Below are 13,235 nucleotides of genomic sequence, written 5' to 3'. Positions count from 1 at the left end.
GTGCGGGGTGCACGAGAACCGGGGTCGGCTGGAGGTCTCAACCTAGGACAATTCTGGCACGTGCGGGCGCTGCTGTCACTGCGCGGGTGGTCACGGTGCGGGTGTCGGCTCCGCGAGTGCCTGTTCGCGCAGCAGGGCAAGCGTGCGGGACAGGATCCGCGAGACCTGCATCTGGGACACCCCGAGTTCGTCGGCGATCTGGCCCTGCGTCTTGGACTCGTAGAAACGCATGATCAGCACGCGCCGCTCCTCGTCGGGCAGCGCCGCGATCAGCGGTCGCACCGCCATCGCGTCCTCGGTGAGCTGGTAGCAGGGCTCGTCCGCGCCCAACGTTTCGGCGATCGGTTGGGTGGAATTGTCGCGACCGTCGTGGGTGACACCGTCGATGGAGTTGGTCTGGTAGCCGTTGCTCGCCACCAGCGCGCGGGTGACTTCGACCAGGTCCACGTCGAGTTCGTCGGCGAGTTCGCGCGCGTTGGGCAGGCGACCCAGCCGCTGGGACAGTTCCTCGGTGGCGGGGCCGATCCGCAGCTGGATCTCCTTGAGCCGACGCGGCACGCGCACCGCCCAGGTGCGGTCGCGGAAGTGCCTGCGCACCTCGCCCATGATCGTGGGGATGGCGAACGACAGGAACGACGAGCCGCGCGCGACGTCGTACCGATCGACGGCCAGCACGAGGCCGACTCGGGCGGTTTGCGCGAGGTCGTCGAACTGTTCGCCGCGGCCGTTGAACTTGCGCGCGATGTGGTCGGCCAGTGGCAGACACAGTTCGATGATGTGGGCGCGCAGGGTGTCGAGTTCGTCGCCCGGCGGCAGCGCGCGCAGCTTCTCGAACCAGGGTTCGATGTTGTCGTAGCTGTCGCCGTGTGAGTGTGATCGCCGGGCGGTCGGTTGGTGTGTTGCGGTCGTCATCACCGTGTGCCTCGCTTTCTGGGCGATTGCGGGTGTGATCACGGGGTACCCACGGGCACCCAGGGGCATGCCCTACTGACGAGACTAACCGCAGATCGTCAGGAGGCGGCGGGTCCGTGCAGTCGTCGGATCCAGCCGAATTCCACGGTGGTCGGGTAGCCGTCGCGGGCGGGGTCGAAGCTGCCGTAATCGGTGCGCAAGGCGTCGGTGAGCGTGGCGACCACATGCCAGCCGAAGGAGTTCTCGTCGATGGCGGCGGGCTCGCGTGCCAGCGCGCTCACGCGGGCGCCCAGTGCGCCGTCGCCGCCGGTGAACGAACAGTCCAGCTGCGATTCCGGGGCCGCGACCAGCATCAACGCGGTGGCCACTTCGTCCAGTGCCAGCAGCAGGTCGGTGACTTCGTCGAGTGCGAAACCGTTCACCAGCAGCACGGTTTCGGCCAGTGCGTGCACCATGGACAGCTGGTCCAGTTCGGCGGGCACCTGGAATCCGACGGTTCTCGAGCGGGGAGCGGTGTCGCGATCTCGAGCTCGCACGCCACCTCCCTCGTTCCACAACCGTTGTCCGAGGTTACCCCGTAACCATCGGGTCACGCCTGCGGCTCATTTCGACTGTCATTTCGGGTCGTTGCCGGTGGATTCCGGTTCGCCCGGTCGCTTGCCACGGGATTTGCGCATCACCAGAACCGTCGCGACCAGCACGATCAGCGCCAAAACCAGCAAAATCTCCATGTTCGGCGCTTACCCCACCCGCGGCCGCCGAACCGCTGTTTGCCCGGCGAATTACGCGGTAGTCCCTCGGGGAGCGTTGTTGACGTTTCCGCGACTTTCTCGAATGCGACGAAGGGATGACGAAAACCGATGAACCAGCCCCGTATTCCCGCCGAGTTCACCAGCCCGCCGACCCCGCCCGATGAGGACGCGGCAACGCCGTGCGAGCAGGCGGGACCCGCCCCGGATCAGGAAGGCCCCGCGCTGCGCAGCCCTACCGGCGCCCCGATTCCCGGTGACGCGAACCTGCGGGCGCAGCAGGGCGGTCGGCTGACCACCCCGCAGGGTGCGGGTGTGGCCGACACCGATCACGCGCTCAAGGCCGGACCGCGCGGGCCGACGCTGCTGCAGGACTTCCACCTGCGCGAGAAGATCACCCACTTCGACCACGAACGCATTCCCGAGCGGGCCGTGCACGCGCGCGGAACCGGCGCGCACGGTGTCTTCGTCGCCAACGGTGCCGCCGCGTCGTTGACCCGCGCGAAGTTCCTCGCCGCCGACGCCAGCACCCCGGTGTTCGTCCGGTTCTCGACGGTCCTGGGTTCGCGAGGTTCCGCCGATACCGTGCGCGACACCCGCGGTTTCGCGGTGAAGTTCTACACCGGCGAAGGCGTGTACGACCTGGTCGGCAACAACATTCCGGTGTTCTTCATCCAGGAAGCGATCAAATTCCCCGACGTGATCCACGCCGGAAAACCTGAACCCGACCGCGAGATCCCGCAGGCACAATCCGCGCACGACACCTTCTGGGATTTCGTCACCCTCCACACCGAGGCCACCGCGCACACCTTCTGGAATATGTCCGACCGGGCGCTGCCACGGTCATTGCGGATGATGGAAGGCTTCGGCATCCACACGTTCCGGTTGGTCGCCGACGACGGCACGACGAGCCTGGTGAAATTCCACTGGAAGCCGCGGCTCGGCGTGCATTCGATGCTGTGGGAGGAATGTCAGCTCACCGCCGGTTTCGATCCCGATTTCCATCGCCGGGACCTGGCCGACGCCATCGCCGCTGGTACCGCACCGGAATGGGATTTCGGTATCCAGGTTTTCCCGGATACCCCCGACCACCTCTTCGAGGGAATCGATCTGCTCGATCCGACGAAGCTGGTCCCCGAAGAACTCGCGCCCGTGCAAACCATCGGCACGCTGCGGTTGACCGCGAATCCGGAGAACTTCTTCGCCGAAACCGAACAGGTCGCGTTCTGCCCGACGCACCTGGTACCGGGCATCGAAGTCACCGACGATCCGCTGCTGCAGGGTCGGTTGTTCTCCTACCTCGACACCCAGATCAGCAGGCTCGGCGGCCCGAATTTCACTCAGTTGCCGATCAACACCCCGCATGCCGATGTCAACGATCTGTTCCGCGACGGAATGCACCAGACCGCGGTGCATCCGGGAGTTGTTGCCTACAAACCGAATTCGCTGGCGGGCGGTTGTCCTTACGCCGCGAGTCTCGCGGGCGAGGCTTACGTGGAATCGCCGACACCCATTCCGCCGCCGACCGCGAAACTGCGCACGTCCGCCAATAGTGACGGCGCCGTGTCGTTCTCCGACCATTACTCGCAACCGCGCATGTTCTATCGCAGTCTGACCCCCGGCGAACAGCAGCACGTGGCCGACGCGTTCTCGTTCGAACTCGGAAAGTGCCTGTCCGAGGCGATCCAGAAACGCGGATTGCAGATGCTGGTCAATGTCGACGACGGGCTGGCCGATTATGTCGCGGGCCAACTCGGTCTCGAGAAGCCGGCACCGAACGCGCAACCCGTGGACCTCGCACCGAGCTCCGCGTTGTCACAACGACACGGCAGCTTCCCGGTGGACGGGCGTGTGGTCGCGGTGCTGGTGGACGGCTCGACCGATGCTGCGGCGGTGCAACAGGTTTCGAGCGACTTGGAGGCCGCGCAAGTCACGCCGATGCTGGTGGCCCCGCACGGCGGTGTCATCGACGGGGAACCGGTGGCCCGCACCTTCGCCACGATGCGCTCGGTCGAATTCGACGGCGTGATCGCGCTGGCCGCCCCGGCCGACCCTCGCGTCGATCTGCTGGTGCAGGAGATGTGGCGGCACGGCAAAGCGATCGCCGCGGTCGACAGCGCCGCAACGGTGTTGCAGCGCAACGACATCGACGCGCAAGCCCCGGGCATCACCGTCGCCGATGCCGGGGCCGCGACCACCGCGCTGCTCACCGACCTGGGCGAACACCGCGCGTGGGCGCGGATCGAGCGCTCCTGACCGCTAGCCGACGGTGTCGACCTGGACCCCCTCGTGCGCGGTCAGCAGCACATGGTCCAGTCGGGTTCGCAATCGAACCTCGTTGTCCGCCACCGTCGGCAGCGCGGCCACCACATTGTCCGCGATCACCCGCAACTTCACATTGGTCTCCTGCGAACGCCAGCGCAGCACCCGGAACGCCTGCTCGGCGCTGACCCCGTAGGCCAGCATCAACGCGCCCTTGGCCTGCTCGATCGCCACCCGGGCCTCGAGCAGGCCGGGCAGGGTGGTGTCCAGTGCCTCGCGTCGGTACTCGGCGGCGGTATCGGACAGGTCGATGTAGTAGCCCTCGGTGCCGATCGCGGTGCCGTCCACATCGGTGAGCGGTTCCGACACCACCAGCACGTCCCGCACCCGGCCGCTGGTGTCGATGATGCGGTGGTGGCTGGAGAACGCGCCGCTGTCCTCCACCGAGGTGATCATCGCCGCGACCCGGTCGCGATCGTCGGGATGCTTGTGCGACAACAACATCTCGGTCGTGGGCACCGTGCCCGACGGGTAGCCGTGCATCCGCGCCACCTCGTCGGACCACTCCCATTGCCGGGTGGCGAACCGGAACCGGAACCGGCCGACTGTCAGCGGATCGCCCACTCCGATCACGCGCTCGACAAGAGCACGCTGCGCCATGGATACGTCGTTCCGTTCGGTCATGGGTCTGATTATTCACGTCCCACGTCGGCACACCGGCGATCGTCATAACCGTGCTCCGGTTGGCATCAGATCCGTCACAAATAGTGACAGCGCCGGGCCTGCGTGCTCAAATGTACGAACCAGCCGACCTTGAGTAGCCAGGGTCAGCGGGTGGCAGCAACGTTGCTGTCGGTGCCGAGGATTCGAGAAGTCTCGTGAACACCCAAATCAGCGCACAACTGCGCACCGAACTGACCCTGCATCACGCGGCGACGGTTCTGCACGTGTACGGCGAAGTCGACGCGTGCACCCTGCCCCAGTGGCGCACCATCCTCGACGAGGCCATGGCGGCCGAAGGGGACAACGGTCACCTGGTGATCGACATCAGAGAAGTCACCTTCATGTCCTGTCGCGCGATCATGGATATGGCCACCCGCGCCCAACAGGGCCGCGTGCGCCTGAGCGTGGTCAATCCTGTTGCCGGGGTGACCAACCGCATCATCGTCGCGGCCGGCCTCACTGCGTGGCTACCCGTTTTCACCACGCGCACTCAGGCCTTGGCCGCGACAGTTCCGGCGCTGCCGCTGCCGTCGCGGCAGCCGCCAGTGCGGTTGTCGCCCCTGCCCCGGACGTCGATGACGGCGTAACACCGCAGGTCCCGCACCATTTTCGAGTCGGATACCCACGTCGCAAAAAATCTATGGTGGCGGGTGTAGACATTCTCGAAGAGTGTGTGTACAGTCGCTGGAGTACGAACAAGAGAGTCCAAGAAGCCAGGCAGGTGAACTGCCTGGAGCACGAAGATCCACCGTTCCTTCGGCGGAGAAGAGGATCCGGTGTAGTAGGCCGGACCGTCGCAGGGACGACGAAGCACAACTGCAAGACGAACAACCGCAAGATGCACAACCTGCAAGATGAATACAGCAAGGTGAACGAAACATCGTGAGTAGGACTGGTCGACCAGGAGGTGGTGGGTCTCTGAAAAGTCACTTACCGTTGAAGTCAATCCCTCATCCGTAAATCTCAGGCCCCGGCGCACAATGCGCCGGGGCCTTCCGACGTTGAATCACGAGAGGTGCTGTGCAGCAACCGAACATGAACACCACCGACGGCCTCAGCGCCGCCGACAAACTCGACGACGACGACTACCCCGCCTACAGCATGGGGCGAGCCGCCGAAATCCTCGACGTCACCCAGGCCTTCCTGCGCGCCCTCGACGCCGCCGAACTACTCATCCCCCAACGCTCCTCGGGCGGCCACCGCCGCTACTCCCGCTACCAGCTGCGCATCGCGGGCCGAGTCCGCGAACTGGTCGACGCGGGCAATTCCCTGGAATCCGCGTGCCGCATCGTCATCCTCGAAGACCAACTCGCCGAAGCCCAGCGCATCAACGCGGGCCTACAGCACGCGTTGGACAACCGATCTTCTGAACACCCGTCCACGAACTGACCGTCGTCGGATCCGCGGCTGGAACCCGGGTTACCCGACCCGGGTTCAGGTGTTCGCCGCGGTCAGGATCGGCAGCAACTTCTTCGCGCCGACCATGTGGTTCTGCCCTGGAAGCACCCGGTGGGTCGAACCGGGAACGGCGTCGGCCAGGGCGCGGGCCACCTGATGCAGTTCGGGCGGACTCTTCTCGCCGACCACGATCCGCACGGGCACCTCGATCCCGGCAAAGCGCCCGACCGGCGGTACGTCTTCGGTGATGGCGATGTCGTACATCAACGTCGGCGCGAGAGCCTTCATCGTCTTCCACCCCGGAAACAACGGCAGCAACCCGACAAACGCACCCGGCATCCCGATCCCCTTCAGGAAAACCTTCAGCGCACGCCCGTTCTCGCCTCCGTCGACCAGGACCCGAACCTTCTTCGCCAATTCGGCGTAGGAAACCCGCTCGACCTCGTCGTGCACATACGAAGCGTCATAGGCCACCACCCGGTCGACTTTCTCCGGCATCCGCAGCGCAGCCTCGAGCGCCAACGCCGCCCCCGACGAATGCCCATAGAGAACGGCGCGCCCACCAGCGGCATCGACAACAGCCTCGATGTCATCGACTTCCCGCTCGACCGAATACGGCAGGGTGTCCCCACTGTCCCCACGCCCGCGCCGGTCGTAGTTGTAGACGGTGAACTCCGTGGAAAACACCTTCGCGTCGGCCGCGATCGGCCGAAACCTCCGGAAGCACGTGGCACCGGTGATGTAGACCAGTGCGGGGCCATTGCCGGCGACGTCATAGGCCAGTTCGGTCCCATCCTTCGACGTAGCGACGCGCATATGCTGCTCCTTCTCCGTGTCGAACCCACAGCCGGGTCCTATCGATAGGACGCCGCCGGTGCCCGAAACTCATCGGCGACATCGGGAAACGATCATGTTGATCGTTAGCGGTGCGAATGGATGATGGCTGGGTTACGGTGCCCGCAGTACTCGTGTGGCACAGGTGGAGGTCAGCAGTGAAGAAGTCGGCGGCAACGCGCAAGTTCGGGTGGTCGGTGGCGATTTTGGCCGCCGCACTGGCTGTGTCGACGGCACCGGTCGCCGTTGCCGCACCTGCTTCGGATGGCCTCGATTTCTATTCTCCCGCACCGGAATTGGTGGCCGGTGAGCATGGTTCGGTGATTTCTTCGCGGCCGATTGTGGGGGAGCCGGGGTTGCCGGGGGCGCGTAATTATCTGGTGCTGTATCGGTCGGTGGATCTGCAGGGGCAGCCGGTGGCGGTGTCGGGCACGCTCGCGGTTCCCGAGGGGGTTGCGCCTGCGGGTGGGTGGCCGTTGATTTCGTGGGCGCACGGCACTACCGGCACTGCCGATGTGTGTGCGCCGTCGCGGGACACGGGGGTCGGGTTTCCCGCGCATGACTACACGTCGTTGACGCGGGGGACGCTCGCGCAGTGGGTGGCTGCGGGATATGCGGTGGCGCAGACCGACTATCAGGGGCTCGGGACGCCGGGGCCGCACGGATATCTGATCGGGGAGGCGCAGCAGCGGGCCGTGGCCGATATGGCGCTGGCTTCGCGTGCGGTCGCGCCCGAGGTCGGGGCTCGGTGGGTGGCGATGGGGCATTCGCAGGGCGGTCAGGCTGCGGTGTTCGCGAATGCGCGGGCGCAGCAATGGGTTCCGCAGTTGGAGTTGCTGGGGTCGGTGGCGTTGGCGCCCGCTTCGCATCTGGGACTAGTTGTGCAGGCGGGGGTTGTCAGCAAACGAACCGGCCTGGGCGCGAAGGTCGCGCCCGCGGGGTCGTTGTCGTTCATGCCGTTGTTCGTGCGTGGTGCCCAAACCGTCGCCGACATCGATCCGACGAAATTCCTTGCGCCCGAAGCAGCTTCGAAGATCGACCAGGCCGACGACCGCTGCATCGGCCAGCTGCGTGCCAAAGACTCCTGGGGTGAGATCGGCGCGAACGAAGCCTTCTCCGCCGACGCCGATCCCAGCGCCCTGATCCGAGTCCTCGACGACAACGACCCCACCGGGCTGACCTTCACCGCCCCGCTGCTGGTGCTACAGGGCAAGGCAGACGTCGTGGTGATGCCGACCGGCACCGACGCCATGGTCGCCCAGCAACAGTTGACCGGTCGGCCCGTGGAATACCGCACCTATCCTGGTGTCGACCACCGCGGCGTGCTCGCGGCGGGCAACAACGACGCCCTCACCTGGGTGAACGCCCGATTCGGACGCTGATCAGTCGATCCCGTCGGGTCGGTCGACCTGGCGGGTATCGAGGTCGTGAATTATCGGGGTGCGAGATATCGCGCTGTTCGTGACTCGATCGACGGTCCCGCCACTGTCGGGTGCATTCATGAATGCCGAGACCACGTGGTCGCTGAGGTATTGACGTAATTCCAAACGCCATTCGATGGGGAGATCTCGGGGCACCATGTCGAGGGCGTCCTCGACCTCTTCCCATATTCGCGGAAACGGAATTCCGTCGCGTGAGCAGGATTCCACCGCGGTCATCAGTTGCACTGTCAGACAATCCAAATGGACGGTCGTTGTCACACTGAGTCCCGTGTCGTGGAGCAGGTCCAGATCGTCCATTGTTTTCCCCTTACCAGTTCGCACCCCTGCTGATGCGCTCAAGGTACTTGCGGATCGGGGGCACGGGAAATCGTGCAGGGGTTACTGGAGGTTCAGATATGTTTCGGCGGCTCGGTTGTGATCGGCACTGATCGGCCGGGTAGGTTGCAGCGATGATCTCCACGGCCCTGTACTGCGGCACGCGCTGGGACGAGCAGGGTCGATGGTGGTACGAGCTGCTGCGCGAAGACGGGACCACCGAGCGGCTGCCGGGCATCGGCACGCGGCTGGCGTTCCGGATCACCGATTCCCGGCGATACTGCCTGGGGTACAACGGGTTCGGGTCCGCCGGTCGCGGTCGTATCGCTTGCCCGCGCGGGGCTGCGGTCGACAGTGGACGGCAGTGCGAGCAGTGTCGGGTCAAGGAGGGCTGGTCGGTGGTGCACAGCCACCGCGGCCCGCTGTCGGCGCTGCCCGAACAGGTCCGCGACTACATGGCGCAACCGCATCACCTGTACATCGCGTATTTCGGTGACGGCATGACCAAGGTCGGCACGGCGTCGGCGTCGCGGCGGCATCGCCGGCTGTTCGAACAGGGTGCGCTGGTGGCGCGGTTCATCACCGATTCGCCCGACGGGCTGCATGTTCGGGATCTGGAACGCACGGTCACCGAGCGGGCCGGGATCGGGCAGATGGTCGCGGGTGTCACCAAGACCCGAATTCTGACCAAACCCTTGCGGCCGTGGGTGGCGCTGGAATCCGCGGTCGCCGACGCGGCCGAGCACGCGGCGAGCACGTTGCCCGCGGACATTACGCGCACCGACGTCGCGTGGTCGGGCGGGCGCGACTTCTACGCCACCATCCTCGAGCACGGCCGTTTCCCGGTCGCCACCGAAATCGCCGGGGAGCCAGGCGAATACATCATCGACGCGGTCACCGCGCACGGGCATACGATCGCGTGCCGTGACACCGCGGGCGCCAGTGAACTGGTGTTGGTCAACGACACTCGCCTGGTCGGCCGTCGCATCGAACTGGACTCCTCGATCGATGCCGTGGCCGAACCCGCGCAGACCAGCCTGTTCTGATCGGCGCGGGTCGGCGTGCTGTGTTCAGCAGCGGGTCGGGGCCGGTTCGTTGCGGAATCGGGCTTCGATGAAGTTCCAGGCTTCGGGCAGGCCCGCCACCGCGGTGGTCATGTGTTCGGCGATCTGGTAGCGGGAGAACGTGATCGGTGCGCCCGCCTCGCAGTAGCGGGCGGCGACGTCGGCGACGGCATCGTAGGGCGTGAGACCGTCGAAGACGCCCTGCCACAGCATGGTCGGGGTTTCGGGGATGCCGGGGTAGTGCCGCAAGCTGTTCTCCCGCAACACCGCTCGCGCTTCGGGGTTGTCCATCAGGGACTTGGTCGCCGCGAGCTGTTCGGCGCTGCGGACGATGCCGTGGAACAGCAGGAAGCGGCGGCATTCGTCGGCGGTGAAGTCCCGGTACCACAGTCCTTCGCTGTTGAGCTGCTCGGAAATGGGTAGGCGCTGCGGGTATTCGCGTTCCAGGCCCATGGCCGCTGCCCACGCGAGGCCGAAGCCGGGGTGGTGGCCGAAGCCGATGCCGAGGGCCATCTGTTCGAGGTCGGCGGGGATGCCGCCCGCCGCCACGCCCGCCAGCTTCAATTCGGGGGCGTAGGTGGGTTGCATGGCCGCGGCCCATGCGGTGGCCAGTCCGCCGCCGGAGTAGCCGGCCAACGCGATCTGGGACTGGCCCAGACCGAGTTCGGTGGCGCGTTGCAACGCTCGCACACTGTCGAGGGTGACCATGCCGCTGAGCTTGGCCGCGCCATAGGCGACGTTGGGGCCCAGGTAGTCGGGCAGGGCGACCGCCCAGCCGCGGCCCAGCGGCAGGACCGCGCCGAACGCGTCGGGGGTTTCGTCACTGAGCAGTGAATGGGACGGATTGCACTTGGTCCCAAGGGAATTGATCAGCGCCTGATACGACACCAGCGGCGGGTTGGCCACCCCCGCGGGGATCATGACCGTGGTCACGCCCATGATCGGGTCGCCGGCGGAATTGGTGGAGCGGAAGGCGACGTGCCAGATGTCGGTGCCCTGGTAGGGGCCGAGGTTGAACTTGCGTTTGCGGACTACATCACCGGGGGCGAAGTCGCCGATGTCGGCCGGTGCGGCGAAGAACGGGTCGGGATCGGGGGTCGGGTACTGCGGTTCGGAAGTTGCTGCGGGAGCGAACATTCCGACACTGATGGTGCATAACAGCACCGTCAGCGCGGCGGTCCAGATGCGGCGCATGGTGGATCCTTACTGGGGGAGGGTCAGCAGTTGCTCGGCGCGGGCTCGCCGCGGAAGCGGGCATCCAGCCACGCGACGGCAGACGGAAAACCCATGACCGCGGTGGCCAGGTGATCGGGGCTGGGATACAGCTCGGACTGCACCGGCGTCCCGGCCCGGCAGTAGCGCTGGTTGGTGCGCTCGACCGCGTCGACGGGGATGAGCGGGTCGATGGGCGTGTGCCATTCGAAGATCGGCATCGTGGGAACGGGTTCGAACAGTTCGAGGCTGTTCAAGTCGCCCACCTCCCACGCGCGCGGGTCGTCGATGAGCGAGACGGTAGAGGCGAGATCGGAGGCACTGTGCATGGCACCCGCGGCGATGAGTTCAACGGTGCAGCCGTTGGACATCGCGTCTCGCACGGCCAAGCCGGTGTTGTTGAGCTGCCCGGTGATCGGCAGGCGGTCGGGGTACTCGCGTTCGAGCCCGAGCGCCGCGGCCATGGCCAGCCCGAACATGGGATGCGGGGCGAAGCCGAGGGCGCGCGCCATGGTGGTGATGTTCATCGGCACACCGCCCTGCGCGGCCCCGACCAGCCGCAGTTCGGGCGCGTACTGCGGGGCCAGCGCGGCGGCCCAGCCGGTCGCCATGCCGCCGCCGGAGTAGCCGAGCATGGCCGACGGGCTGTCGGCGAGTCCCAGTTCCGCGACCCTGGTGGCGGCGCGGATGCCGTCGAGGGTGATCTGCCCGCCGAGTTTGGCCGCACCGTAGGCGGCGTTCGGGCCGAGGTGATCGGGCAGGGCGATGCTCCAACCGCGCAGCAGCATCGTATTCAGCAGTGGCACAGCACGATAGAGCAGATTCGGGTCGTAGGCGTAGAGGGCACGCGAGACCGCGCACTGGGTGCCGAGGCCGTTGATGATGTGCTGGTACGACAGCAGTGGCGCGCCGGGGCGGTGGTCTTTGGGGGTGAGGATCGTGGTGGTCGCTGCGATCGGGCGACCCTGGGAGTCGTTGGACCGGAACTTCACCAAAGTGACTGTGGCGGTGGGGAAGTAGGGCAGCGGTTCCTGCACGCGGACGGCGAGCACGGCGCCGGGTTCGTGCGCGGCGAGGTCGGCGGGCGCGGCGTAGAAGGGGTCGGGGTCCGGTGCGGGATAGACCGGGGACGCCGTGGCCGGCTGGGGGCCCGTGGCGGCGAGTAGCCCGACCATGACGGCGCAGGCGAGGGTGCGCAGACTAGTTCTCATGCATCACCGCCGCGGCGGGAAAGCGGACGCCGGTGGCGCGTTCGGACGCGGTCCACAACTGTTGCCACAGCGCCCGGTCCTGCGACAATGCGCTCGAGGGGCAGGCGCCGAGCGGGCCGCGGGTGTTGAACAGCTTGGTCGGACCCCAATAGGTGTCGGGGTCCGCGTCCGGTGCGGTGGCGGCGAACAAGATGGATTGTGCTGCGGCGGTGCGTGATTGGCCGATCAAACGGATGAACGGCTCGGAGACCCAGTCCAGTGGGGTCTGCGTCTTGGCGACGAGCCCGGTCGGTGCGACGCCGGGATGCACGGTGTAGGACCGCAGCGACGACCCTGAACCGTGCAGCCTGCGCTGGAGTTCGCGGCCGAACATCAGGGTTGCCAGTTTTGATTCCGGATAGGCGCTGTGTCGACTGTATCGACGTTTCTCGAAACGCAGATCGTCCAGCGGCAGCGTTTTCGTCCAGCCGTGCGAAATGCTCGACACCGAGATGATGCGGTCCCTGATCCGGTCCAGGAGCAGGCCGGTCAGGGCGAAATGGCCGAGATGGTTGACACCGAATTGTGTTTCGAATCCGTCGACGGTGCGCGCGAACGGCACATTCATCAATCCGGCATTGTTGATGAGCACATCGAATTCGCCACAGGTTTGCGCGAATCGCCGCACAGCGGACAGATCGGCAAGATCCAGCGCCGCCACCGAAATATCGCCGGTGAGTCGATCGGCGACGGCCTGCCCGCGCTGCGGGTCGCGGCACGCCATGATCACCGTCGCGCCGTGGGCGGCGAGGGTGCGGGTCACTTCCTCGCCCAGGCCGCCGTTGGCACCGGTGATAACGAATCGTCGGCCGTGCTGATCCGGTAGCGGATCGGGAGTCCTTGCCATGGCGCATGACCTTACGAATCGCGGCAACCCGGTGGCAATGCGTTTGGAAATTGTCAGGGACACCGCCGCGACGATTGGTCGTTTCCCAAACCGGTCCCGCACGCACCGAATTCGGCGGTGCGCTGTCGTAGCGTGACGCCCATCAGTGTTGTCGAGTAGACCGTCGGGGCGAATACCCGACCCCGCCGCACTGCTCGCCTCCCCTTCGATTACCGCTGATGCAGGAG

13 protein-coding genes are annotated in these 13,235 nt (G+C 66.2%); 5 read left to right on the top strand and 8 right to left on the bottom strand.

Features of this window, described 5'->3' with window-relative positions; translation table 11 throughout:
- Positions 1-90 precede the first annotated feature (90 nt).
- Together ACFWVD_RS22085 and ACFWVD_RS22080 are read right to left on the bottom strand one after the other, a co-directional pair.
- Entirely contained in the window at positions 91-912 is an 822-nt protein-coding gene (locus ACFWVD_RS22085; protein WP_379245640.1) for an RNA polymerase sigma factor SigF, read from the bottom strand.
- 98 nt (positions 913-1,010) lie between these two features.
- Positions 1,011-1,448: an anti-sigma factor gene (locus tag ACFWVD_RS22080; protein ID WP_379245638.1), complete on the bottom strand. Its 438-nt coding sequence runs from the start codon at positions 1,446-1,448 to the stop codon at positions 1,011-1,013.
- Positions 1,449-1,772: 324 nt separating this feature from the next.
- Here ACFWVD_RS22080 and ACFWVD_RS22075 point away from each other — a divergent pair, with 324 nt between their 5' ends.
- Positions 1,773-3,917: a catalase gene (locus ACFWVD_RS22075; RefSeq protein ID WP_379245636.1), complete on the top strand. Its 2,145-nt coding sequence runs from the start codon at positions 1,773-1,775 to the stop codon at positions 3,915-3,917.
- A gap of 3 nt (positions 3,918-3,920) precedes the next feature.
- Here ACFWVD_RS22075 and ACFWVD_RS22070 read toward each other — a convergent pair whose 3' ends face one another.
- Positions 3,921-4,607, bottom strand: coding sequence for a PAS and ANTAR domain-containing protein (locus ACFWVD_RS22070; protein ID WP_379245634.1), 687 nt, complete (start codon positions 4,605-4,607; stop codon positions 3,921-3,923).
- Positions 4,608-4,801: 194 nt separating this feature from the next.
- Between ACFWVD_RS22070 and ACFWVD_RS22065 the strand changes: the two genes are divergently transcribed.
- Both ACFWVD_RS22065 and ACFWVD_RS22060 read left to right on the top strand, forming a co-directional pair.
- A complete protein-coding gene (locus ACFWVD_RS22065; protein ID WP_379245632.1) occupies positions 4,802-5,233 on the top strand; it encodes an STAS domain-containing protein in 432 nt (143 codons plus the stop codon).
- A 514-nt stretch (positions 5,234-5,747) separates the two neighbouring features.
- Positions 5,748-6,035 (top strand): MerR family transcriptional regulator, encoded by a 288-nt coding sequence (locus tag ACFWVD_RS22060; protein ID WP_379245762.1) that lies wholly within the window; start codon positions 5,748-5,750, stop codon positions 6,033-6,035.
- 45 nt (positions 6,036-6,080) lie between these two features.
- Here ACFWVD_RS22060 and ACFWVD_RS22055 read toward each other — a convergent pair whose 3' ends face one another.
- Positions 6,081-6,860 (bottom strand): alpha/beta fold hydrolase, encoded by a 780-nt coding sequence (locus tag ACFWVD_RS22055; RefSeq protein WP_379245630.1) that lies wholly within the window; start codon positions 6,858-6,860, stop codon positions 6,081-6,083.
- 176 nt (positions 6,861-7,036) lie between these two features.
- Here ACFWVD_RS22055 and ACFWVD_RS22050 point away from each other — a divergent pair, with 176 nt between their 5' ends.
- Positions 7,037-8,260 carry an alpha/beta hydrolase family protein gene (locus ACFWVD_RS22050; protein WP_379245628.1) on the top strand — a complete coding sequence of 408 codons (1,224 nt, stop codon included), beginning with the start codon at positions 7,037-7,039 and terminating at the stop codon, positions 8,258-8,260.
- Here the strand turns inward: ACFWVD_RS22050 and ACFWVD_RS22045 are convergent, their stop codons facing one another.
- Positions 8,261-8,617 carry a hypothetical protein gene (locus tag ACFWVD_RS22045; protein WP_379245626.1) on the bottom strand — a complete coding sequence of 119 codons (357 nt, stop codon included), beginning with the start codon at positions 8,615-8,617 and terminating at the stop codon, positions 8,261-8,263. It abuts the gene before it with no gap.
- A 152-nt stretch (positions 8,618-8,769) separates the two neighbouring features.
- On the opposite strand from ACFWVD_RS22045, the gene ACFWVD_RS22040 reads away from it, so the two are divergent.
- The gene (locus ACFWVD_RS22040; protein WP_379245624.1) at positions 8,770-9,681 is read left to right on the top strand and encodes a hypothetical protein; all 912 of its coding nucleotides are present in this window, start codon (positions 8,770-8,772) and stop codon (positions 9,679-9,681) included.
- A gap of 24 nt (positions 9,682-9,705) precedes the next feature.
- Here ACFWVD_RS22040 and ACFWVD_RS22035 read toward each other — a convergent pair whose 3' ends face one another.
- Genes ACFWVD_RS22035 through ACFWVD_RS22025 form a run of 3 tightly spaced genes read right to left on the bottom strand, consistent with a single transcriptional unit; the run spans position 9,706 to position 13,008 of the window.
- On the bottom strand, positions 9,706-10,893 hold the full coding sequence (locus ACFWVD_RS22035) for a lipase family protein (RefSeq protein ID WP_379245622.1): 1,188 nt from the start codon (positions 10,891-10,893) through the stop codon (positions 9,706-9,708).
- A 23-nt stretch (positions 10,894-10,916) separates the two neighbouring features.
- A complete protein-coding gene (locus ACFWVD_RS22030; RefSeq protein ID WP_379245620.1) occupies positions 10,917-12,122 on the bottom strand; it encodes a lipase family protein in 1,206 nt (401 codons plus the stop codon).
- On the bottom strand, positions 12,112-13,008 hold the full coding sequence (locus ACFWVD_RS22025) for an SDR family NAD(P)-dependent oxidoreductase (RefSeq protein WP_379245618.1): 897 nt from the start codon (positions 13,006-13,008) through the stop codon (positions 12,112-12,114). Before ACFWVD_RS22025 ends, ACFWVD_RS22030 begins: the two co-directional genes overlap by 11 nt.
- Positions 13,009-13,235: the final 227 nt, after the last annotated feature.

Source organism: Nocardia sp. NPDC058666, assembly GCF_042714895.1.
Classification (GTDB): Bacteria; Actinomycetota; Actinomycetes; order Mycobacteriales; family Mycobacteriaceae; genus Nocardia.
The sequence above is the reverse complement of the archived record's forward strand: the minus strand, read 5'-3'. Positions and strand labels throughout refer to the sequence as shown.